This is a genomic window from Mesorhizobium sp. M0771 (genome assembly GCF_040320155.1).
Taxonomy (GTDB): Bacteria; Pseudomonadota; Alphaproteobacteria; order Rhizobiales; family Rhizobiaceae; genus Mesorhizobium.
Map to the genome: position 1 here is coordinate 67,578 of NZ_JAMYPC010000002.1, position 20,558 is coordinate 88,135.

Sequence of the window (20,558 nt, forward strand, 5' to 3'; positions counted from 1 at the left end):
GGCGCGGTCGAACGCGAAGGCCGCTGTTCAGGCGGCCTTCTTCATACGTGATAGTGTCTCTGCAACCACCTCGCCAAACGACGACGGCGTCGGCACGATGATCACCCCGGCGTCCTTTAGAATCTCGACCTTCTCCTGCGCCGACTCGCCGAAGGCCGAGATGATGGCGCCGGCGTGGCCCATGCGGCGGCCTTTGGGGGCGGAGAGGCCGGCGATGTAGGCGATCAGGGGCTTGCGCATATTATCGCGCGCCCAGATCGCGGCTTCGGCTTCCTGCGGTCCGCCGATCTCGCCGATCATCACCACGGCGTCGGTGTCGTCATCCTGTTCGAACAGTTTCAGCACGTCCTTGAAGGAGGAGCCGTTGATCGGGTCGCCGCCGATGCCGACGCTGGTCGAGACGCCGATGCCGAGCGACTTCATCTGCGACGCCGCCTCGTAGCCCAGGGTTCCCGAGCGGCCGACAATGCCGACGCGGCCGGGGAGGTAGATGCTGCCGGGCATGATGCCCATCAGCGCCTGTCCGGGCGTGATGACGCCGGCGCAGTTCGGGCCGATCAGCCGCATGCGGTCCTCGTAGCGGTAGCGCAGCATGTAGCGCTTGACCTGCATCATGTCCTGCGACGGGATGCCGTCGGTGATGCAGACGCAGAGTTTAATGCCGGCGTCCGCCGCTTCCATGATCGAATCGGCGGCAAAGGGCGGCGGCACGAAGACGATGCTGGCCTCGGCGCGGGTCTCGCGCACCGCGCCCTTGACCGTGTTGAAGACAGGCAGGCCGAGATGCTTCTGGCCGCCTTTGCCGGGGGTGACGCCGCCGACCAGCTTGGTGCCATAGCGTTTCATGTCGTCGGCATGGAAGCTGCCGATCTTGCCGGTGAACCCCTGGACGATGACGCGGGTGCTGCGGTTGAGCAGGATTGCCATTTTCTCGACCTCCCTAGAGCATGATGCCGAAAAGTGTGAAGCGGTTTTCGGACGACATCATGCTCCATCTGTTTGATTTTAGAGACGGATTCAGATTTCAGGTCGATTCGACCTGAAATCATCCGGCTCTAGGCTGCTTTTTTCTTGGTGGCCGAGCGCCATGCGGCGACGGCTTTTTCGGCGGCTTCTGCAAGCGTGCCGGCAACGATCACCGCCTCGCCGGAATCAGCCAGGATGCGGCGGCCTTCCTCGGCCCTGGTGCCGGAGAGACGGACCACCAGCGGCACGTTGACGCCGACCTCGCGGATCGCCTTGATGACGCCTTCGGCGACCCAGTCGCAGCGGTTGATGCCGGCAAAGATGTTGACCAGGATGGTCTCGACATTCTTGTCGCCGAGCACGGCGCGGAAGGATTTCGCCACCCGCTCCGGCGAGGCGCCGCCACCGATGTCGAGGAAGTTGGCCGGTTCGCCGCCGGCGATCTTGATCATGTCCATGGTCGCCATGGCGAGCCCTGCGCCATTGATGATGCAGCCGATGTTGCCGTCGAGGCCGACATAGGAGAGGCCACGGTCGCTGGCAAAAGTTTCGCGCGGATCTTCCTGGCTTTTGTCGCGCAGCTCGGAGATTTCCGGCCGGCGGAACAACGCGTTCTCGTCGAACGACATTTTGGCGTCGAGCGCGATCAGATTGCCGTCGCGGGTCACCACCAGCGGATTGATCTCCAGCATCGAGGCGTCGTAGTCGCGGAACACCTGATAGCAGGCGAAGATGGTTTCGGTCGCCTTGCCGATCAGATTGTGGTCGAGGCCGAGCCCGAAGGCGATCTCGCGCGCCTGGAAACGCTGCATGCCGACGCCGGGATCGACCGATGTGCGCAGGATGGAGTTCGGTGCCTTCTCGACGATGTCCTCGATCTCCATGCCGCCGGCAGCGGACGCCACGATCATGACGCGCTCTTCCTTGCGGTCGAGCACGAAGCCGACATAGAGCTCCTGCGCGATATCGACGGCTTCCTCGAGATACAGGCGCGAAATCAGCTTGCCGCGCGGGTCGGTCTGCTGTGTCACCAGCTTGCGGCCGAGCATGCCCTCGGCCGCGCTGGAAATCTCCTCGTCATTGGCGCACAGTTTGATGCCGCCGGCCTTGCCGCGGGCGCCGCAATGCACCTGCGCCTTCAGCACCCATTTGGCGCCGCCGATCTCGCGGGCCCTGTAGGTCGCCTGCTCGGGGCTGTAGGCCAGCCCGCCGCGCGGCACATGCACGCCGTGGCGTGCCAGCAGTTCCTTGGCCTGATATTCGTGGATGTCCATTTTGTCCTCCCTGAACAGTCAATGCGTGGCGACGCGCGGCTCGCTAGAGAATTGGCTGGCCCGTTCGATTGCCTCGTTGACCACCAGAACATTGCGCGCCATGCGTTCCGACGCTGCGTCGATCATCTTGCCGTCGAGTGCGGCCGCTCCCTTGCCCTGCGCCTCCGCCTCCTTCAGCACTTCGAGGATGCGCCGGGCGCGGGTGACCTCTTTTTCCGGTGGAGAGAAGACGTCGTTGGCAAGCGCGATCTGCGAGGGGTGGATCGCCCACTTGCCTTCGATGCCCAGCGCCGCCGCGCGCCTGGCGCCGGCGATGTAGCCCTCCGGATCGGAGAAGTCGCCGAACGGCCCGTCAATGGCGCGCAAGCCATAGGCGCGGCAGGCGACGGTCATGCGCGACAGAGCGAAATGCCACTGATCGCCGGGATAGTCGGGGTTGAGGCCGCCAATGTTGACCGTGCGCGCCTTGCAGCTTGCCGCATAGTCGGCGACGCCGAAATGCATGGCTTCCAGCCGGCCGGGTGTCGCGGCAATCGCCTCGACATTGGCCATGCCGAGCGCGGTCTCGATCAGCGCTTCGAGGCCGACGCGGGTCCTGAAACCCTTTGCCATCTCGATCTGGTTGACCATGGCCTCGACCATGTAGAGGTCGGCCGGCACGCCGACCTTCGGCACCAAAATGGTGTCCAGCCGGTCACCGGCCTGCTCCATGACGTCAACCACGTCGCGGTACATGTAGTGCGTGTCGAGGCCGTTGATGCGCACCGAGACGGTCTTGCCCTTGGCGCGCCAGTCGATGTCGTTGAGCGCCTGGATGATGTTCTTGCGGGCGCGTTCCTTGTCGGGCGGGGCGACCGCATCCTCGATGTCGAGGAAGATGAAGTCGGCGGCGCTGTTGGCCGCCTTGTCGATCATTTCCGGGCTGGAGCCTGGAACCGCCAGCTCGCTGCGCTGCAGCCGTAATTTCTTGAGGTGGTTGATGGTGTGGCTCATTGTCGGCTCCTCAGGCGGCTTCGGCGACCGGCACGGCGGCCGAGGCGCGGAAGTGCTGGATGGCGGCGCCGACGCCGGAGCCGGGCGCCAGCCGTACGCCGCAGTCGAGCAGCGCCATTTCGGCGGCCGAGAGCGAGGCCAGCACCATCACCTCGTTCAGCCAGCCGAGATGGCCGATGCGGAAGACCTTGCCGATCACCTTGTTGAGGCCGCCGCCGAGCGCGGTCTGGTATTTCTGGTAGGCGCGCTTGACCACATCGCCGCTGTCGACGCCGTCCGGCACCAGGATGGCGCTGACGGTGTCGGAGTGCCATTTAGGCGTCTTGGCGCAGAGCTTCAGGCCCCAGGCGTCGACCGCCTTGCGCACGCCTTCGGCGAGGCGATGGTGACGGGCGAAGATGTTTTCCAGCCCTTCCTCGGCGATCAGGTCGAGCGAGGCGCGCAGGCCGCGCAGCAGCTGAGTAGCCGGCGTATAAGGGAAATAGCCGGCGTCGTTGGCGCGGATCATATCTTCGAAGGAGAAGAAACAGCGGCGGTGGGTGGCGCTCCGCGAGGCCACCAGCGCCTTCTTGCTGACGGAGAGGAAACCGAGGCCGGCGGGCAGCATGAAACCCTTCTGCGAGCCGCTGACCGCGCAATCGACGCCCCATTCCTCCTGGCGAAAGTCGATCGAGCCGATCGACGAGACGCCGTCGACGAAGAGCAAAGCAGGGTGGTTGGCGTCATCGAGCGCGGCGCGGCAGCCGGCGACGTCGCTGGTCACGCCGGTCGCGGTCTCGTTTTGGGTGCAGAAGACTGCCTTGATGCGGTGCGCCTTGTCGGCCCTGAGCCGCTCGGCATAGAGCTCGAGCGGCACGCCGGTTCCCCATTCGCAGTCGATGACATCGACCTCGAAGCCGAGCCGTTCGGCCATGTCGACCCACAGATGCGAGAACTGGCCGAAGCGCGACATCAGCACGCGGTCACCGGGGCTGAGCACATTGGTCATCGCCGCTTCCCAGGCGCCGGTGCCGGAGGAGGGATAGATGAAGACGCGGCCGGTCTCGTTCTTGAACACCGTCTTGATGTCTTCGAACAGCGGTAGCGTGAGATCGGGGAAGGATGCTGCACGCATGTCCTCCATCGGCAGGTTCATCGCCTGGCGGACCTGTTCGGGAATGTTGGTCGGTCCGGGAATGAAAAGATGGGTGAAACCGGCCATGTCGCGAACTCCTCCTGATCCAGCAAAGCGGTGATGGGGAGTTTCGTTTCGACGGCTAATGGCAACAACACCTCAAGAGGTAACATCTTGCCGCGCGCGGGTGGGGGTTGCCTACCCGGGTGACCTACCCGCGGCTCATCGCTTTCCTACCCGAACGGCTGCTTCTGGGTACGCCGCTCGCGCGCATAGAGCGCGACGGCCATCGCCCGGTTGCGGACGTCGAGCTTGTCGTAGAGATTCTTGAGGTGATACTTCACCGTGTTCTCGGAAATCCCCGTACGCGTCGCGATCTGCAAATTGGTCCAGCCGTCGGACAGCACGGCCAGCAGTTCGCGCTCGCGCACGGTGAGCAGCGACAAGGGCGTGTCGTTGACCTTGTTGATGTCGATGTAGGGGATGCAGATGCGTCCATGCGCGACGGCCAGGATGGTCTCGAAGATGATCGCTGGATCGTCGAACTGGAAGCAGTAGCCCTGGGCGCCGAGGCGCACGCACTGCTTCAGGATGCCGATGTCGTGGTCGTTGGAAAACACCGCGATGCGCACGCCGAGCTTGCGGCTGTGAACCTCGGCCAGCACATCGGCGCCGTCCATGTCGGCAAGCTTCCACCCGATGATTGCGACGTCGAATTCGCCTTCCGCTGCCAACTCAAGAAAATGCCTGCCGCTTTGCACGCAGGCCAGGAGCTCGAAGCGCCCGTCGCAGTCCAGCATGTCGCGCAGCGCCGATATCACGAGCGGATTGCGTTCGGCCACGACCACGCGCACGCGCCGTTCCTCGATTGCTTTCTGCGTCTGCGACCTGATCTTCAAGGGCTTCCGGCTGTTCTGGTTGTCGCCTGGGCGGGTCCGGCCTTTGCCTGAACCTGCATCATGACAATTCTGCCCCAACCGTGCTGGGGTGCTCTTTCCCCAGCGACATGCGCTGTCGCGCCGCCTGAATCCTGGGCGGCGTCATATCCTGATGAAATCGCTCTCGCCCATATGCAGGGCGGGGCGCATTTCGTTTGATATTACCGTGCGTTGCGCGCTAGACCTGACAGGCACCTTTTCCGAAATTCCCATGGCGGGAGCCGCTGGTGGAACGCCAGGACGACCACACGACCGGCGCCAAAGCCGCTGACGATGCCCACGCCGACATCTATGGCGAGGACGGCGCCGTTCTGTCATCATTCCTCGCCCAGATCGGGGCGGCGATCGCCGATCGCGATACGCTGACGCTGAAGCGCGAAGTCGACGACCTGCACCAGTCGGAACTTGGCGATCTGCTCGAGGCCCTGCACCCCGAACAGCGTCGCGCCCTTGTCGAACTGCTCGGCGCCGACTTCGACTTCTCGTCGCTGACCGAGGTCGACGAGGCGATCCGCCGCGATATCGTCGACAATATGCCCAATGAGCAAATTGCCCAGGGCATGCAGGACCTCGATTCCGACGACGCGGTCTACATTCTCGAAGATCTTGAAAAGGAAGACCAGGACGAGATCCTGTCGCAGCTGCCGTTCACCGAGCGGATCAGGCTGCGCCGCTCGCTCGACTACCCGGAAGAGACCGCCGGCCGCCGCATGCAGACCGAGTTCGTCGCCGTGCCGCCGTTCTGGACCATAGGCCAGACCATCGACTACATGCGCGAAGACAAGAACCTGCCCGAGCGGTTCAGCCAGATCTTCGTCATCGATCCAACCTTCAAGTTGCTCGGCGCCATCGACCTCGACCAGATCCTGCGCACCAAGCGCACGACCAAGGTCGGAGACGTGATGCACGAGACGAGGCACGCCATTCCGGCCACCATGGACCAGGAAGAGGCGGCGCGGGACTTCGAGCAATACGATCTTCTGTCCGCCGCCGTCGTCGACGAGAACGAGCGGCTGGTCGGCGTGCTGACCATCGACGACGTCGTCGACGTCATCCAGCAGGAGGCCGAGGAAGATCTGCTGCGCATGGGCGGCGTCGGCGACGAAGAGTTGTCCGACAGCATTCTTTCGACCTCGCGCTCGCGCGTTCCCTGGCTGCTGGTCAACCTGTTGACGGCGTTCCTGGCGGCGTCGGTGATCGGCCTGTTCGACCGCACCATCGAGCACATCGTGGCACTGGCCGTGCTGATGCCGATCGTGGCCGGCATGGGCGGCAATGCCGGTTCGCAGACCATGACCGTCACGGTACGCGCGCTGGCGACCAGGGATCTCGACATCTACAATGCCGGCCGCATCATCCGCCGCGAAATGGGCGTGGGTTCCATCAACGGCATCATCTTCGCCGTGCTGATCGGCATCGTCGCGGCCGTCTGGTTCCGCGATGCCAATCTGGGCGGCATCATAGCGGCGGCGATGATCATCAATATGTTCGTGGCAGCCCTTGCCGGTATCCTGATCCCGCTATTGCTCGACCGGTTCAAGATCGACCCGGCGGTGGCGTCGGCGGTTTTCGTCACCACCGTCACCGACGTCGTTGGCTTCTTTGCTTTCCTGGGGCTGGCCACCTGGTGGTTCGCTATCCCTTGAGAAAGAGGCGTTGCGGGCTCAATTGACTTTTACGTAAATGTGGTGCGAGGCTTGCGCGGGGTTCCATGCCGAGTCCGGCTTGGAACGGGGTTGATCGGAATGCGTTGGAAATCCCGGGCGACCGGGCGTTTTCCGATGTTCCGACATTTGGAGCAAAGATGCGGGAATATTATTCGATCACCGAACTGACCCGCGAATTCGACGTGTCGACGCGGACGCTGCGCTTCTACGAGGATGAGGGGCTGGTGCAACCGGTCCGGCGGGGCCGCACAAGGCTGTTTCGCCCATCTGACCGGCATCTGATCCGCCAGATCATGCGCGGGAAACGGCTCGGCTTCTCGATCAACGAAATCCGCGAAATCATCCAGATGTACAAGGAACCGCCCGGCGAGGTCGGTCAACTCAAGCTGATGATCAAGCGCATCGAGGAGAAGCGCGAGGATTTGCGCCAGAAGCGCCGCGATCTCGAGGAGACGCTGGCGGAGCTCGACCAGGCTGAGGAGTCATGTGTTGAGCGGCTGGTGGAGCTGGGGGTTAATACCTGAGCGGACCGTCGAGCGTTTGCGCGCGCCCGTCGCAAACGTTCGTGATTAGCCGGAGCCCTTCCGCACTTCGTCATTCTAGGGCGAAGCAGGAGCGAAGCTCCGTCGCGGAGACCCTAGAATCCATTCCGTGACATCGGTCGTGGAGTGCGGCGGTAGCGAATTCTGGACCATAGCAACGCTCTGGAGTCCCGGCATGGATCCTCGGGTCTGTGCTGCGTCGCTACGCTCCTTACTCCGCCCGTGGATGATGAAGAGATGGGCGTTCGGCTAGTCGCCAAGGCATGCGAACCCTGCCAGCGATCACACCCGCCTCAAATCCACCGGCGCACCCGCTTCGTATAGTCGCGGTACTTCTTGCCGAATTTGGCGAACAGCACCTTCTCCTCGCTCTCGATGGCGACCTTCTGCGTTGCAAAAGCCGCGATCAGGGCCAGCGGCAGGAACCATATGATCCCCGAGACGAAGGCGACGCCGATCAAAAGCAGCGTGTTGGCCAGATACATCGGGTTGCGCGTCACGCCGAACGGGCCAGACGTCACCAGATGCTCCGGCAAGCCATTGGGGTTCATCGTCGTTTTGGCCCGGATCATGGCGCGGATAGCGGTGAACCAGAGGGCTGCGACGGCAAACAGCACCACAAAGCCGGCGGCAAACAAAAGGTCGCCCAAGAGGTCGCCGATCCAGGGCAGGGGATAGAACAGGCCGAGCACGATGCTGATGGCGATGGCGGCGATGTAGATCAGTGGCGGCCACGGGATCAGCCGTGGTCTCGATAGATCGGGTTTTGCCAGCCCGGGTTTTGTGAGCTTGTCGGTCATTGTTGCCCTCCCTGCGTCATCGGGCTCTCCTCCGTCCTGGCGGTGCAGATGCCGGCGAGTTCACCGAGATGCGCTTTGAACTCCGGGGTCTGGTCGCCATTGTAGAGCCGGTCGAATGCCGCTTCGCTTTGCAGCGTGTCCAGCATGCACACACAATAGCTGGTGCAGAACTCCGTGTCGCGCTGCTGTTCGCAGGATACCTGGCATTCCTTGAGGAAGACCACTTCCCGTGTCTCGACCGGCGCCGGCGCGATCTGCGAGAACAGCCAGACGCACCCGAACAGCAGCGGCTGGTGGATCAGGTAGAAAGCCAGGCTGTGGCGGCCGATGAAGGTGAGCGGCCTGGTCCAGCTTCCCGATGCCAGCGTGGCCAGCCGCGCCAGCAGGCCGGTGGTGGACGCAAACTTTGCCGCGGCGATGCCGAGAAGCACGGCGCCGAACCAGGGAAACAGCGGCACGTAATCGTTGGAGCGCGGGTTGATCGCCGACAGGCCGACCCACCACAGCGCCGGATGATCGAAGGCTTCGGATCGGAAATAGATCGGCCCGGCGATCACCACCGCCGCCACGACAAGCGTCAGCAAGGACGGCAGCCGCAAGAACAAAAGGCCGAGCAGGCTGGCCAGCGCGATCTGATGCAGGATGCCGAAGAAGATGAAGCTGTCCGGCGTGATGAAGTACGTGACCGCCGATATGGCGGCGGCCGCGACGGCGACCATGGCAAAACGTTTCCAGAAGCCGGTCCAGCGGATCTGCCTGCCATGAGCGAGAAACAGGCTGACGCCGACCAGGAACAGGAAGGTCGAGGCGATGCAGCGCGCATAGATCTTCCACCAGCCGACGGCGGTGAGGCCGGGGTCGGTGTAGTGGAAATTTTCGAGATCCCAGGTGAAGTGGTAGCTCGCCATGGCGATCAGCGCGATACCGCGTACGACATCGATGGCGACGATACGCTTCGGTTGATCTCGCTTCAGTTGATCTCCAGAGGGTGCGGTATGGATGCTCATGGTCTCGCGATCTGATTCAGCCCCAAAGACGACTATCACGGTTGCACCGGACAAAAGAAGGCCGCCCTCTACGCTCCGGGTCGCGCCGTGCGGCTGCATCGGGCGGCGCTTTAGGCCAGAGCCGGAAAGCCTTTGGCCGAATTCGCTTTTTGCCGGGAAGGGGTCGGTTTCCTGTTACCGGCGGAGGAAGCGCCAGCGCAGATTTGGGCTGCGAGTCTGATTTGGGGATCAAATGTCCACCCATGTGCGCCATCCGATCTGGCTTCCGGCCCTGCGTCCGGCGGATGCCCGCACCTTTGCCTCGCTCTATGCGGTCGAATCCTTCGCCCGCGCCACGGTATCGAGCGTCATCCCGATCCAGGCCTATGAGATTCTGCACAACGAGCAGATCGTCTCGATCCTATACACCATCGTGGCGCTGCTCGGCCTGTCGGTGACCTTGTTCATGCCGATGCTGATCCGCAGGTTTGCCCGGCGCTGGGTCTATACCGCCGGCGCCTGCCTGCTGGCGATGGGCTCGCTGTTCTTCGTCACCCACACGCTTGCCGGGCAACTGGCAGGCATGCTGTGCCGCGTCATGGGGGCGAGCGCGCTGTCGATCACGCTCAACCTCTACATCATGGATCACATCCGCAAGACCGATTTCATGCAGGCCGAATCGCTGCGCATGGCGTGGTCGATGCTTGCCTGGACCGGCGGGCCGACACTCGGCATCTTCCTCTACACACGCTACGGCATCTATGCCGCGCATGGCGCGGTGGCGGTGTTTGCGTTGGCCTTGCTGGCGCTGTTCTGGACCTACAGGCTGGGCGACAACCAGTCGATCCGGCCTGGCAAGACGCGGCCGGCCAATCCGCTGGCCAATATCGGCCGCTTCGTAGCACAACCCAGGCTCAGGCTGGCCTGGCTGATCGCCTTCGGCCGCTCCTGCTTCTGGACGACGTTCTTCGTCTATGGGCCGCTGTTCATGGTGATTACCGGCGAGGGCGAGCTTGCCGGCGGCCTGCTGGTTTCGGCCGGCAATGCGCTGTTGTTCATGGCGATCTTCTGGGGCAAGGCTGGAAAACGCTTCGGCGGCCGGCGCACCATGACCTTCGCCTATTTCGCGATGTCGGCGACGCTGCTTGCGGCGGGCGCGGTCGGCACTACCGCGCCGCTGCTTACGGGCTTTTTCCTGCTCTGCGGCGCCTTCTTCACCATCGCGCTCGATGCACTGGGCTCGACCGCCTTCATGCGCTCGGTGCGGTCCTATGAGCGGGCGCAGATGGCCGCGGTCTACCGCACCTATCTCGACTTTTCCGAGCTGACGCCGCCGCTGGTCTATTCGGTGGTGCTGGCGTTTTTCGGCCTCGGCTCGGTGTTCGTGACGCTGGGCATTCTGGCCGCGGTTTGCGGCTTTATCACCTGGCGCTATCTGCCGAAGTCGCTTTGATCAGGAGGCCGCATGCCGCTCGCGCACCCAGTTGTGGAAGCGATGCAGATCATACTCCTCCGGCATCAGCACGCCGGCCGCGTGACGCATCGAGCGCAGGCCTTTCTGGTTGACCTCGCAGATCGCGGCATCCTCCTCCAGCACCTGGGTACCGAAGGCGACGACATTGTCGATGTCGGTCTCGGCGAGCGCCTCGGGCGCGAACAGCCATTCGGCGGTGAGTTCGGTCTGTTCGGGACCGAGCGGCATCAGTCGCACCGTCCTGACATAATCGACATGGCCGACGATGAACATCGAGGGCAGGCTGGTGGCATAGGTCTGTCCGGCCGCACGCTCGGCTGGCGTCAGGCCCGGTAAGACCGGGCCATGGGCATGTCCGTCGCGCGACCAGGTCTCGGCGCCGGCGCGCAGGCCACCCGAAAACTCCGGCGCGTCATTGTCGGCATGGCGGACCCAGTCGGGGTCGTCGTGCCGGCTCATCAGGCCGCGGCCGTATATCGGCACCAGCCGAGACAGGTCCTTGTGGACGCCCGGGCAATGCAGGCACTCGTTGAAGTTCTCCCAGAAGATCTTCCAGTTGCAGTTCATCACCTTGCGCAGGACATGCCCTGATACCAGCGGTTCCAGCGGCCAGTTGGCGAGGTCGCCGGATGCGGGATCGAAGGAGGTCCCGGCGGAGCCGGCCGCAGCCTGCTGAAGGTTCACAAAGACAAAGCCGCGCCACACCGACAGCGCCACCCGGTAGAGCGGATGATCTGCCTTGTCGAAACCATCTGGCAGCGATTTCGAGGGAACGCGCACGAGATCGCCGCGCAGCGAGTAGGACCAGGCATGGTAAGGGCAAGTGATGAGCCGCGCTTTCAGCCGGCCCTCGCTTTCCTGGCAAAGCTGCGAGCCGCGATGCCGGCAGGTGTTGTGGAAGGCGCGCAACTCGCCGGTCTCGTCCCGCAGAATGACGATTTCCTGCGTGCCGACGCGGAATGTCCTGAACGCCAGCGGCTGGGCGAGGTCGGCCTCGCGGCAGACGAGCAGCCAGCTTTTGTGCCAGATGGCGTCGAGATCGCGCTGGTAAGCCTCGCTATCCCAATAGGCCGACGACGGTAGCGTCGGTTCGGCCCGGCTCAGGCCGTTATAGGGGTCGCGCTCGCTCGGGCTGGGATGCATGGCTGGCTTCCTATGAAGCGTCAGCCGACACCCCGGCAAATCGTTTGTCAATCAGAGTGCCGCATTGCCGGTTGCAGGCGCGGCGCATAATCATGTCGTGGACATGGGACATTCGGAAATTGGGGGGATTCGGAAAGTGGCCGCACGACAGATGTCGCTTACGCCGGAGCTGGTCGCGCGCTGCTGGCGCGAGATCAGGGACCCCGGGCCGGATCCGGACGCGATGCATCTCGATGAAGCCGACTATGACGCGCTGCTGGATGAATTGCAGGTCGAACTCCCGGACAGCGAACCGCTATGGCTGTTCGGCTATGGATCGCTGATCTGGAAACCGGAAATAGATTATGTCGAGGACCGCGTTGCCTTGGCGCGCGGCTGGCATCGGTCCTTTTGCATGAACATGACGCGCTGGCGCGGCACCAAGGACAGCCCCGGCTTGATGATGGCGCTGGACCGTGGCGGACAATGCAAGGGCGTCGCCTTCCGGCTGACCGACAGTAACCGGCGCGGGCAGTTGGGCCGGCTTTTCCGGCGCGAAATCACGCTGAAGCCGACAAGCTACCGGCCGCGCATGCTGAAGCTTGCAAGCGAGGCCGGACCGCTCAGGGCATTGGCCTTCGTCATCAACCGCAACGGCCTGACCTATTCCGGCCCGCTCGACGAGGGCAAGGTCGTCGAAAGGCTGGCCACGTCCTGCGGGCACTGGGGGTCGGGCGCCGACTATCTCTACAACACGGTGAAAAACCTTGAAGAGCGCGGCATTCACGATCGCCATCTGTGGCGGCTGCAGCGGCTGGTTGCCGAACGGATCACCGCGTTGAACCCGTAACGCCGCATGGCGCATTCGCGCTGTTGGCCGGCGGAATTTGGTTTGCCGGATGCGGCCGTTTCAGCCTATAGTCATGCATGTCGTCGGTTCCGTTAGGGACCAAGAGGGAATGCGGTGAGGGCTGACTTGTTGCCCAATGCCGTGGCTGCCCCCGCAACTGTGTGCGGTAGTCCTCTCCAAGCCACTGGGGATTTTTTCTTCGGGAAGGTGGGGAAGGGCGCTGATCCGCGAGCCAGGAGACCTGCCGGCGACAGGGAACTGACTTCGATGCCCTCGGGTGGAGGGCGAAAGGACAAGATATGAATTCCGCTTCCGTCTCCCTCGGCGCTTCCGTCTCCTCGCAGTCGCGCTTCATGCAGCTCGTGCTTAGCGCGTTTCTGGGGATTTTCGTCGTCGGCGTTGTCGGTTTCTCGCACATCGATGCGGTCCACAATGCGGCGCACGACTATCGCCATTCGATGGCGTTTCCCTGCCACTGACGAGGATCTGACATCATGAACCTGTTTCGCAACGTCGTGTTCATCGCGGCGATCGCAGGGCTCGTGGCCGGTGTCGCTCTCGCCTGCATGCAGGCCTACGCCACCGTGCCGCTGATCCTCAAGGCGGAGGTCTACGAAAAGGCTGGTGGCGGCCACGAGCATCAGCATGCCGCGGTGCCCGCCGCCAACGCTACGGACACCAATGCCATGAGCACCGCCGCGCCGGCGGAAAATGCGGTGAGCAGCGCAACACCGGCTGAAGCAGCCGCGCCGGCGGAGGACGAAGGCTGGGCGCCGGCCGACGGCTTCGAGCGCTTCGCCTTCAGTGTCGTCGCCAATATCGTCACCGGCATCGGCTTCGCGCTGGTCCTGGTGGCGGTTTCCGAGTTCGCCGGTGGCATCGGCAGCTGGCGCCAGGGCGTGTTCTGGGGTCTGGCCGGCTTTGCCGTTTTCACGCTGGCGCCGGGACTCGGCCTGCCGCCGGAACTGCCGGCAATGCCGGCGGCCGATCTCATGCAGCGCCAGATCTGGTGGTGGGCAACGGTGATGGCAACGGCGATCGGTCTTGCCCTTATCACCTTCCGCACGTCGGCGCCCCTGACCGTGCTCGCCGTCGTCCTGATCGTCGCCCCGCATATTGTCGGCGCGCCGCAGCCTGACAGTTTTGTAACGCCGATCCCGGAGGGCCTGCATCATCAGTTCGTGGTGGCGGTGACGCTGACCAATCTGGTGTTCTGGGTGGTGCTCGGCGCGGTTGTCGGCATAGTGCGCGCGCGCTTCACCGGCACCGCGACCAGCCTGCGCGACACCTTTGCCTGATCGCAGTTTGACCTTCATCATCGGCGGTGCGCGCTCCGGCAAGAGCGTGCATGCCGAAAGTTTGGCGACGGCGTTGCCGCCGCCATGGGCTTATATCGCCACCGCGCAAGCCTATGACGGCGAAATGCGCGAGCGCATCGCGCAGCACCGCTCGCGCCGCGGCGAGGGATGGGCGACCATCGATGCCCCGCTTGATCTTGCAGGTGCGATCGAGGCATTGCCGGACAACCAGCCGGTGCTTGTCGACTGCCTGACGCTGTGGCTGACCAATCATATGCTGGCCGATCATGATCTGGAGGGGGAGTGCCGGCGGCTGGCCGATGTGCTTTCGCGGCCGCGCGGACCGTGGTTCGTGGTCTCCAACGAAGTCGGACAAGGCATTGTGCCCGACAATGCGCTGGCACGCCGGTTCCGCGATGCCGCCGGCCGGCTCAACCAGCAGATCGCGGTCGTAGCTGATATGGTGCTTCTGATGGTGGCGGGGCTGCCGCTCAAGGTGAAATGAGATGACCGATATCGACACAAAAGACGAAGAGCGCCATCGCGCCAAGATGGCCAAGCGCAAGGCGGTGCAGGACGCCGAGGTCGCGGAAAAGACGGTCGAGAAGGGGCTGCTGATCGTCAACACCGGACCCGGCAAGGGCAAGACCACGGCTGCCTTCGGGCTGGCGCTGCGCATGCTCGGCTATGGCAAGCGCGTCGGAATGGTCCAGTTCATCAAGGGCAAATGGCACACCGGCGAGAAGGATGCCTTCGCGGCGTTCGGCGACCGTGTCGTCTGGCACACGATGGGCGAGGGTTTCACCTGGGAGACGCAGGATCTGAAGCGCGACATTGCGGCGGCCGAAGCCGCCTGGGCCAAGGCGCTGGAGCTGATCGCCGACCCCTCTGTCAGCCTTGTCGTCCTCGATGAGCTCAACATTGCGCTGCGCTACGACTATCTCGATCTCGACAAGGTGGTCGCGGCGCTGAAGGCGCGGCGCGAAGGCCTGCATGTCGTCGTCACCGGCCGCAATGCCAAGCCGGCGCTGGTCGAGGCGGCCGACCTCGTCACCGAGATGGGCGTGACCAAACACCATTTTTCCGCAGGCGTTAAGGCGCAGCAGGGAATCGAGTTTTGAGGGTCTAACTTCGGGAGATGACCGTTGGAACAAGCGGTAATTGTCTATCTTCTTCTGAGCGGCGGTCAGTTCGGGGCGCCGGAAGAGCGGCAATCGGTCCAAGTTCTGGAGGATCGGTTGGAACAAGCTGTTTCGAATGCGCATGTCGGCGAATTTGATGGCGACGAGTTTGGCGAGGGCAAATGCACCCTCTATCTGTACGGGCCAGACGCCGAGAAGCTTTTCCTTGTGATTGAGCCTGTGCTGAAATCCTCGGCAGTGGCCGCCGGCGGTTACGCGATCAAAAGATTTGGCGCGGCGGTGGATTCAAACGCCAAGGAAGTCCGTGTCTCTTGGTGAGTCAGGCGGCGCATCTACTGCGAGATCAAAACATCCAGGTAGATGACGACCGCGGAGAGCAATCCAAACAGCGCGATCAGCAGATAGTCTGCTATCTGGTAAAGTTTCAGCGCCCGCCGGATGTCGGTGCTGTCGGCCTCGCGGCGGCCGCCTTCGCCCATATAGGCGTCCTCGACGATGACGCCGCCATAGCTGCGCGGGCCGGCGAGCGCCAGGCCGAGTGCGCCGGCCATTGCCGCTTCCGGCCAGCCGGCATTGGGCGAGCGGTGCTTTTTGGCGTCGCGCCGCACTGCTTGCCAGGCGTTGCGGGGATCGGCGCCGTCAACGAGAAAGGCGGCGGCAACGATCAGCAACGCGGTCAGCCGGGACGCCGGCAGGTTGATCCAGTCGTCGAAGAGTGCTGCCGCGCGGCCGAAGGCCTCGTGGTGCGGGGTGCGGTGGCCGATCATCGAATCGGCGGTGTTGGCGGCCTTGTAGGCCACGCCGCCGGCCAGACCGCAGACACCTGTCCAGAAGGCGGGCGCAACGATGCCGTCGGAGAAATTCTCGGCCAGGCTTTCGATGGCGGCGCGGCTGACGCCGGCATGGTCGAGCTTCTCTGGATCGCGACCGACGATGCGCGCAACCGCAATGCGGCCGAGCGCCAGCCCGCCGGTATCCAGCGAATCGGCCACCGCCTCGACATGTTCGGTAAGGCTCTTTTGCGACAGCAGCGACGAGGCCAGGATTGCCGTGATGATCATGCCGGCAGGAAAGAGCTGCCAGAGCAGGATTTGCACGATGAAGGCGATTGCCGCCGGCACCAGCACGATCACCAGCAGCGCCTGCACGCTGCGGCGGCGACGCAGCGCGTCGGAATCAGTGTCGCGGTTGAGCCTGAGGTCGAGAAAGGCTATCAGCCTGCCGAACCAGGTGACGGGATGGCCGACGGCACGGAACAGCCAGTCCGGGTAACCCAGGATGCGTTCGATGGCCAGCGACAGGAAAGCGATCAGGATCGACATGAAGCTTTCTGATGGAGCGATTACTGTGGTGGATCACGGTGGATCCCTTGGCCGGGCGAGGGCGCTCTTCCCTCACGCGCCACAACCTTTCGTCGATCTCTCGACAGGTATCAATCCGCACTCCTACCCGCTTTTCGAGCTGCCCGCCACCGCCCTGTCACGATTGCCGGAGGCCGCGCGCCTGTGTGAGCTGGCCAGGGTCGCGGCCGGCGCCTATGGCGCGCCTTCGGCCGAGAATGTGGCGGTCGCCCCGGGCACGCAGATCCTGCTGCCGCGCGTCGCCTCGCTGGTCAGCCCCGGCAAGGCGCTGGTGCTCGGGCCGACCTATGCCGAGCATGCCAGGGCCGCCGCGATTGCCGGCCATGCGGTGGCGGAGGTCGACGATTTCGAGGCGCTTGCGGGAGCCGAAATTGCCATCGTCGTCAATCCCAACAATCCCGACGGGCGCGTCGTGTCGCGGGAGAGGCTGCTTCGGCTTGCCGAGACATTGCGCGCCATAGGCGGTCTGCTGGTCGTCGACGAAGCCTTCATGGATGTCGGCCCGCACGCGGAAAGCCTGGCCGGCGATGTCGGGCGGGGCGGCATCGTCGTGCTGCGCTCGTTTGGCAAGTTCTTCGGTCTCGCCGGCCTGCGGCTCGGCTTCGCACTTTCCGATGCGGTGACGGTCGAAAGGCTTGAAACGCAATTCGGCCCTTGGGCGGTCGCCGGCCCAGCGCTCGAATACGGCATCCGCGCGCTTGCCGACAGCGGCTGGCAGGCCGGCATGCGGCGGCGGCTGGCGCAGGATGCGGCGCGGCTCGATGCACTGCTTTCGCGCTTTGGCGTTGCTGTCGCCGGCGGCACGACGCTGTTTCGCTATCTCCGGCTTGCCGATGCACCGGGGCTGTTTTCGACGCTCGGTGAGCGCGGCATATTGCTCAGGCATTTTTCCGAGCGTCCCCAGGTGCTCCGCGCGGGGCTGCCTGGAAGTCAGGAGGAATGGCAGCGGCTCGAATCGGCGCTTGCCGACTGGCACGCACGGCGCGACGATGGGTCGAAGGAGATCGCGCCATGATCCATATCTGTTCGCTGGCAAAGCTTGAGGAGACGGTGGCCAAAAGCGGCGCCGAGCGCGTGCTGTCGCTGCTCGCTGCCGGCACCGAGGTGACGCGGCCGGCCTCAATCGCGAGGGAAAACCACCTGCATCTGGTCATGCACGACATCGCGGTGGCGCAGGACGGCATGACCATGCCCGGCGAAGACCATGTGCGCAATCTGCTCGATTTCGCCCGGAAATGGGACCGCGCCAAACCCATGGTCGTCCATTGCTATGCCGGCATCAGCCGCTCGACCGCCTCGGCCTATATCATTGCGGCGGCGCTCGCCCCGAAGCGCGACGAAGTCGAACTTGCGCAGACATTGCGGAAGCTTTCGCCCTCGGCGACACCCAATCCACGGTTGATCGCCGTCGCGGATGCTCTGCTCTCACGACAAGGCCGCATGATCGAAGCGATCGAGGCGATCGGACGCGGCGCCGATGCTTTTGAGGGTACGCCTTTCGTGTTGAAGATCGACGGCTAAGGCGGCCCGCTATGCCAGCCAGTCGGCAAGCTTCGCCTTGCGCACATCCTTCAACAGGGTGATGAAGCCGTTGGCCTGATGCTCCGCCGTCAGTCGGCCTTTCTCGGCCGTGGCAATGCTGGCATCGCCGACCACGCCGTTGGGGTTGAGATCCCCAGCGATCCAGGCGAAAGCGTGCGTTCCGGTGTGGCGCAGCAGCGCAAATTCGGTTTCGGCGCGGGCGACCTTGGAGGCGAAATTGTCGGCCTTGGCCATGTCGACTAACTCCGGGCGAAAATGCAGCATCAACGAGGTCTCGACGTCGCCGCCATGGATGCCATGGCGGTCTTCCAGCTCGGTGTACATGCCGGCGGGGCGGCCGAAGCGCTGCCAGCTGGTCTTCACCGCCAGCATCCTCTCACGCACGCGCAGCTCGCGCGTGACGATGCCCATGATCTCTTCATTGCCGCCATGCGAGTTGACGACGATCAGTTTCCTTACGCCTGCGCGGGCAACGGACAGGCCAAGCTCGGTCCAGGCATCGACCAGGGTGGCCGCCGGCAGGGTGAGCGTGCCCGGCGCCTGCAGATGCTCGTTCGACTTGCCGACCGTTTGGACCGGCAGGATGCGGATGTCGAGATCGCCGGGCAGGCGGGCGATGACCGTCTCCAGCATGCCGTTCATGATCGAGGTATCGGTTGATACAGGCAGATGCGGGCCGTGCTGCTCGATCGCCGCCACCGGCAGCACGGCAATCGTCGCCTCCGGATCGATCGCGGCGTATTCGGTGGTCCGGTAGTCGCCCCACCAAACGCGTCTGTTTGCAACGGTCATGTCATGCCTCTTGACTGTGAGGGAGACCTAGCGCGCCAAACGTCGCCTGTCGATCACCCAGCCGCAATCGCCTCGACCTCGACCTTGAACTCCGGCCGCGCAAAGCCTGACACGATCATCAGCGTCGAGGCGGGCGCGGGGCTGGCAAACAAGCGGTCGCGGACGTCCATATAGGGCCGCAGAAAGGCGCGGTCGGTGACGTAGGCGTTTATGCGCACGATGTCGCCTAGCCCCAGCCCGGCTTCAGCCAGAATCGCCGCTATGTTTTGAAAGCAGAGCTCGGCCTGCGCGCCGGCATCCTCGGGGATCTGGTCGTCCGCCGTGATCGCGACCTGGCCGGAGCACAGAACCAGCCGCTTGCCTGGCGGCACCTCGACGCCGTGGCTGTAGCGGGCGAAAGGCGGCTTGATCGACTTCGGCGCGAGGTATCTGAACATGGCAATCTCCTGTCTGCGAGACCAGCCTAAGACGTGACCGATAGTACGTTCAAGATGTGGTGCATGGCACAAGGGCGATTGTGGACAGGCGTCCAAAAAATAGGCACGATGCCTCCCGCACAGCATGACCCGTCCGGTGTTGGCAGTGACTGCCGCGCAAGCAGGCGGCCCGGGCGGTGGCATGTGTCTTGCTTCTTGGATCAATGGTGTCGAGCCCGGCGCGTGACGCTCCGGAGCCAACAAAGGGTGGTGTCGATGTACGGAAAACAGAAGATTTCAGCGCTTGCGGTCGCGCTGCTTGGAGCCGGCACGTTCGGCGCGGCAGCAAACGAGAAGGTCACCTTCGGCACCAACTGGCTGGCCGAGCCCGAGCATGGCGGCTACTACCAGGCCGTCGCCGACGGCACCTACGCTGCATGTGGCCTCGACGTGACGATTTCGCAGGGAGGTCCGCAGGTCAGCGGGCGGCCGCTGCTGCTGGCCGGCAAGCTCGATTTCTACATGGGCGGCAATCTGCTGTCGGCTTTCGACGCCGTCCAGCAGGGCATCCCGATGCGCGTCGTCGCCGCCGATTTCCAGAAGGACCCTCAAGTCATCATGTCCCACCCGGGGCAGGGGCTGGACAAGTGGGAGGATTTGAAGAACGCCGACCAGTACATTCTCGGCGACGAGGGCGTCCAGACCTTCTTCCAGTGGATGGTCATCGAACTCGGTTTCGATGCCGCCAAGCGCGTGCCCTACACCTACAACACCGCTCCATTCCTGGCCAACAAGAAGTCGATCCAGCAGGGTTACGTCACCTCGGAACCTTTTGCGGTCAAGAAGGAAGGCGGCTTCGTGCCCAACCAGTTCCTGCTCGCCGACTATGGCTGGGACACCTATTCGACGACGATCGAGGTGATGCAGGACACGATCGACAAGCGGCCGGAGGTGGTCCAGTGCTTCGTCGATGGCTCGGCCAAGGGCTGGTACAACTACCTCTACGGCGACAACAAGGCCGCCAACGAGATGATCAAGAAAGACAATCCCGACATGAGCGACGAGCAGATTGCCTTCTCGATCGAGCAGATGAAGAAGTTCGGCCTGGCCGATTCCGGCGACACCGAAAAGCTCGGCATCGGCGCCATGAACGAAGACCGGATCAAGAGCTTTTATGACAAGATGGTCAAGGCCAAGGTCACGCCCGAGGGCATCGATATCAAGAAGGCCTATACGCTGGCCTTCATCAACAAAGGTGTCGGAATCGAGCTGAAGAAGTAA

The 20,558-nt window shown here is 63.7% G+C and carries 23 protein-coding genes and 1 riboswitch; of the genes, 12 read left to right on the forward strand and 11 right to left on the reverse strand.

What is annotated here, in order from left to right; genetic code table 11:
- Window positions 1-27: 27 nt before the first annotated feature.
- The 5 genes from sucD to NKI05_RS03885 form a co-directional block, all read right to left on the reverse strand.
- Window positions 28-927, reverse strand: coding sequence for a succinate--CoA ligase subunit alpha (sucD, locus tag NKI05_RS03865; RefSeq protein WP_023815518.1), 900 nt, complete (start codon window positions 925-927; stop codon window positions 28-30).
- A 128-nt stretch (window positions 928-1,055) separates the two neighbouring features.
- Complete coding sequence (locus NKI05_RS03870; protein WP_023815517.1) at window positions 1,056-2,240, reverse strand: malate--CoA ligase subunit beta; 1,185 nt, start codon at window positions 2,238-2,240, stop codon at window positions 1,056-1,058.
- An 18-nt stretch (window positions 2,241-2,258) separates the two neighbouring features.
- The gene (locus NKI05_RS03875) at window positions 2,259-3,233 is read right to left on the reverse strand and encodes an HpcH/HpaI aldolase/citrate lyase family protein (protein WP_023670793.1); all 975 of its coding nucleotides are present in this window, start codon (window positions 3,231-3,233) and stop codon (window positions 2,259-2,261) included.
- A 10-nt stretch (window positions 3,234-3,243) separates the two neighbouring features.
- Window positions 3,244-4,434: an aminotransferase class V-fold PLP-dependent enzyme gene (locus NKI05_RS03880; RefSeq protein WP_023731220.1), complete on the reverse strand. Its 1,191-nt coding sequence runs from the start codon at window positions 4,432-4,434 to the stop codon at window positions 3,244-3,246.
- Between the two features lie 146 nt (window positions 4,435-4,580).
- Complete coding sequence (locus NKI05_RS03885; protein WP_023670791.1) at window positions 4,581-5,246, reverse strand: response regulator transcription factor; 666 nt, start codon at window positions 5,244-5,246, stop codon at window positions 4,581-4,583.
- Window positions 5,247-5,512: 266 nt separating this feature from the next.
- On the opposite strand from NKI05_RS03885, the gene mgtE reads away from it, so the two are divergent.
- Window positions 5,513-6,931, forward strand: coding sequence for a magnesium transporter (mgtE, locus tag NKI05_RS03890; RefSeq protein WP_023815516.1), 1,419 nt, complete (start codon window positions 5,513-5,515; stop codon window positions 6,929-6,931).
- 158 nt (window positions 6,932-7,089) lie between these two features.
- Window positions 7,090-7,476 (forward strand): MerR family transcriptional regulator, encoded by a 387-nt coding sequence (locus NKI05_RS03895; protein WP_006203215.1) that lies wholly within the window; start codon window positions 7,090-7,092, stop codon window positions 7,474-7,476.
- Window positions 7,477-7,787: 311 nt separating this feature from the next.
- On the opposite strand, the gene NKI05_RS03900 is transcribed toward NKI05_RS03895, so the two are convergent.
- Both NKI05_RS03900 and NKI05_RS03905 read right to left on the reverse strand, forming a co-directional pair.
- A complete protein-coding gene (locus NKI05_RS03900) occupies window positions 7,788-8,294 on the reverse strand; it encodes a methyltransferase family protein (protein WP_023670789.1) in 507 nt (168 codons plus the stop codon).
- On the reverse strand, window positions 8,291-9,301 hold the full coding sequence (locus NKI05_RS03905; RefSeq protein ID WP_023815515.1) for an acetyltransferase domain-containing protein: 1,011 nt from the start codon (window positions 9,299-9,301) through the stop codon (window positions 8,291-8,293). The genes NKI05_RS03900 and NKI05_RS03905 overlap by 4 nt, the downstream gene beginning before the upstream one ends.
- 232 nt (window positions 9,302-9,533) lie before the next feature.
- Between NKI05_RS03905 and NKI05_RS03910 the strand changes: the two genes are divergently transcribed.
- The gene (locus tag NKI05_RS03910; protein WP_023727678.1) at window positions 9,534-10,733 is read left to right on the forward strand and encodes an MFS transporter; all 1,200 of its coding nucleotides are present in this window, start codon (window positions 9,534-9,536) and stop codon (window positions 10,731-10,733) included.
- Here the strand turns inward: NKI05_RS03910 and NKI05_RS03915 are convergent, their stop codons facing one another.
- Window positions 10,734-11,897 (reverse strand): aromatic ring-hydroxylating oxygenase subunit alpha, encoded by a 1,164-nt coding sequence (locus NKI05_RS03915; RefSeq protein ID WP_023727677.1) that lies wholly within the window; start codon window positions 11,895-11,897, stop codon window positions 10,734-10,736.
- A 136-nt stretch (window positions 11,898-12,033) separates the two neighbouring features.
- Between NKI05_RS03915 and NKI05_RS03920 the strand changes: the two genes are divergently transcribed.
- The 6 genes from NKI05_RS03920 to NKI05_RS03945 all read left to right on the forward strand — a co-directional run bounded on the left by NKI05_RS03920 (window position 12,034) and on the right by NKI05_RS03945 (window position 15,484).
- A complete protein-coding gene (locus tag NKI05_RS03920) occupies window positions 12,034-12,726 on the forward strand; it encodes a gamma-glutamylcyclotransferase (protein WP_031205435.1) in 693 nt (230 codons plus the stop codon).
- Window positions 12,727-12,793: 67 nt separating this feature from the next.
- A riboswitch (cobalamin riboswitch) is annotated at window positions 12,794-12,989 on the forward strand.
- A gap of 36 nt (window positions 12,990-13,025) precedes the next feature.
- Entirely contained in the window at window positions 13,026-13,205 is a 180-nt protein-coding gene (locus NKI05_RS03925) for a CbtB domain-containing protein (protein ID WP_023706121.1), read from the forward strand.
- A 15-nt stretch (window positions 13,206-13,220) separates the two neighbouring features.
- On the forward strand, window positions 13,221-14,024 hold the full coding sequence (locus NKI05_RS03930; protein WP_023707847.1) for a CbtA family protein: 804 nt from the start codon (window positions 13,221-13,223) through the stop codon (window positions 14,022-14,024).
- On the forward strand, window positions 14,017-14,529 hold the full coding sequence (gene cobU, locus NKI05_RS03935; protein WP_023706119.1) for a bifunctional adenosylcobinamide kinase/adenosylcobinamide-phosphate guanylyltransferase: 513 nt from the start codon (window positions 14,017-14,019) through the stop codon (window positions 14,527-14,529). Before NKI05_RS03930 ends, cobU begins: the two co-directional genes overlap by 8 nt.
- A gap of 1 nt (window position 14,530) precedes the next feature.
- Window positions 14,531-15,145 carry a cob(I)yrinic acid a,c-diamide adenosyltransferase gene (gene cobO / locus NKI05_RS03940; protein WP_023815513.1) on the forward strand — a complete coding sequence of 205 codons (615 nt, stop codon included), beginning with the start codon at window positions 14,531-14,533 and terminating at the stop codon, window positions 15,143-15,145.
- Window positions 15,146-15,169: 24 nt separating this feature from the next.
- On the forward strand, window positions 15,170-15,484 hold the full coding sequence (locus NKI05_RS03945; RefSeq protein WP_023670780.1) for a hypothetical protein: 315 nt from the start codon (window positions 15,170-15,172) through the stop codon (window positions 15,482-15,484).
- 14 nt (window positions 15,485-15,498) lie between these two features.
- Here NKI05_RS03945 and cbiB read toward each other — a convergent pair whose 3' ends face one another.
- Window positions 15,499-16,488 carry an adenosylcobinamide-phosphate synthase CbiB gene (gene cbiB / locus NKI05_RS03950; protein ID WP_023815512.1) on the reverse strand — a complete coding sequence of 330 codons (990 nt, stop codon included), beginning with the start codon at window positions 16,486-16,488 and terminating at the stop codon, window positions 15,499-15,501.
- On the opposite strand from cbiB, the gene cobD reads away from it, so the two are divergent.
- Window positions 16,487-17,542 carry a threonine-phosphate decarboxylase CobD gene (cobD, locus tag NKI05_RS03955; RefSeq protein WP_023707848.1) on the forward strand — a complete coding sequence of 352 codons (1,056 nt, stop codon included), beginning with the start codon at window positions 16,487-16,489 and terminating at the stop codon, window positions 17,540-17,542. The genes cbiB and cobD overlap by 2 nt on opposite strands.
- A complete protein-coding gene (locus tag NKI05_RS03960; protein WP_023706115.1) occupies window positions 17,539-18,048 on the forward strand; it encodes a tyrosine phosphatase family protein in 510 nt (169 codons plus the stop codon). Before cobD ends, NKI05_RS03960 begins: the two co-directional genes overlap by 4 nt.
- A gap of 9 nt (window positions 18,049-18,057) precedes the next feature.
- On the opposite strand, the gene NKI05_RS03965 is transcribed toward NKI05_RS03960, so the two are convergent.
- On the reverse strand, window positions 18,058-18,861 hold the full coding sequence (locus NKI05_RS03965; RefSeq protein ID WP_023706114.1) for a creatininase family protein: 804 nt from the start codon (window positions 18,859-18,861) through the stop codon (window positions 18,058-18,060).
- A gap of 53 nt (window positions 18,862-18,914) precedes the next feature.
- The gene (locus NKI05_RS03970; protein WP_023670775.1) at window positions 18,915-19,298 is read right to left on the reverse strand and encodes a RidA family protein; all 384 of its coding nucleotides are present in this window, start codon (window positions 19,296-19,298) and stop codon (window positions 18,915-18,917) included.
- A gap of 255 nt (window positions 19,299-19,553) precedes the next feature.
- On the opposite strand from NKI05_RS03970, the gene NKI05_RS03975 reads away from it, so the two are divergent.
- Window positions 19,554-20,558, forward strand: coding sequence for an ABC transporter substrate-binding protein (locus tag NKI05_RS03975; RefSeq protein WP_023670774.1), 1,005 nt, complete (start codon window positions 19,554-19,556; stop codon window positions 20,556-20,558).

What these genes read in the sequence shown, in the direction of transcription:
- sucD (WP_023815518.1), bottom strand. Translation starts at nt 927, where the DNA reads ATGGCAATCCTGCTCAACCGCAGCACCCGCGTCATCGTCCAGGGGTTC.
- NKI05_RS03870 (WP_023815517.1), bottom strand. Translation starts at nt 2,240, where the DNA reads ATGGACATCCACGAATATCAGGCCAAGGAACTGCTGGCACGCCACGGC.
- NKI05_RS03875 (WP_023670793.1), bottom strand. Translation starts at nt 3,233, where the DNA reads ATGAGCCACACCATCAACCACCTCAAGAAATTACGGCTGCAGCGCAGC.
- NKI05_RS03880 (WP_023731220.1), bottom strand. Translation starts at nt 4,434, where the DNA reads ATGGCCGGTTTCACCCATCTTTTCATTCCCGGACCGACCAACATTCCC.
- NKI05_RS03895 (WP_006203215.1), top strand. Translation starts at nt 7,090, where the DNA reads ATGCGGGAATATTATTCGATCACCGAACTGACCCGCGAATTCGACGTG.
- NKI05_RS03900 (WP_023670789.1), bottom strand. Translation starts at nt 8,294, where the DNA reads ATGACCGACAAGCTCACAAAACCCGGGCTGGCAAAACCCGATCTATCG.
- NKI05_RS03905 (WP_023815515.1), bottom strand. Translation starts at nt 9,301, where the DNA reads ATGAGCATCCATACCGCACCCTCTGGAGATCAACTGAAGCGAGATCAA.
- NKI05_RS03910 (WP_023727678.1), top strand. Translation starts at nt 9,534, where the DNA reads ATGTCCACCCATGTGCGCCATCCGATCTGGCTTCCGGCCCTGCGTCCG.
- NKI05_RS03915 (WP_023727677.1), bottom strand. Translation starts at nt 11,897, where the DNA reads ATGCATCCCAGCCCGAGCGAGCGCGACCCCTATAACGGCCTGAGCCGG.
- NKI05_RS03925 (WP_023706121.1), top strand. Translation starts at nt 13,026, where the DNA reads ATGAATTCCGCTTCCGTCTCCCTCGGCGCTTCCGTCTCCTCGCAGTCG.
- NKI05_RS03930 (WP_023707847.1), top strand. Translation starts at nt 13,221, where the DNA reads ATGAACCTGTTTCGCAACGTCGTGTTCATCGCGGCGATCGCAGGGCTC.
- cobO (WP_023815513.1), top strand. Translation starts at nt 14,531, where the DNA reads ATGACCGATATCGACACAAAAGACGAAGAGCGCCATCGCGCCAAGATG.
- cobD (WP_023707848.1), top strand. Translation starts at nt 16,487, where the DNA reads ATGAAGCTTTCTGATGGAGCGATTACTGTGGTGGATCACGGTGGATCC.
- cbiB (WP_023815512.1), bottom strand. Translation starts at nt 16,488, where the DNA reads ATGTCGATCCTGATCGCTTTCCTGTCGCTGGCCATCGAACGCATCCTG.
- NKI05_RS03960 (WP_023706115.1), top strand. Translation starts at nt 17,539, where the DNA reads ATGATCCATATCTGTTCGCTGGCAAAGCTTGAGGAGACGGTGGCCAAA.
- NKI05_RS03965 (WP_023706114.1), bottom strand. Translation starts at nt 18,861, where the DNA reads ATGACCGTTGCAAACAGACGCGTTTGGTGGGGCGACTACCGGACCACC.
- NKI05_RS03970 (WP_023670775.1), bottom strand. Translation starts at nt 19,298, where the DNA reads ATGTTCAGATACCTCGCGCCGAAGTCGATCAAGCCGCCTTTCGCCCGC.
- NKI05_RS03975 (WP_023670774.1), top strand. Translation starts at nt 19,554, where the DNA reads ATGTACGGAAAACAGAAGATTTCAGCGCTTGCGGTCGCGCTGCTTGGA.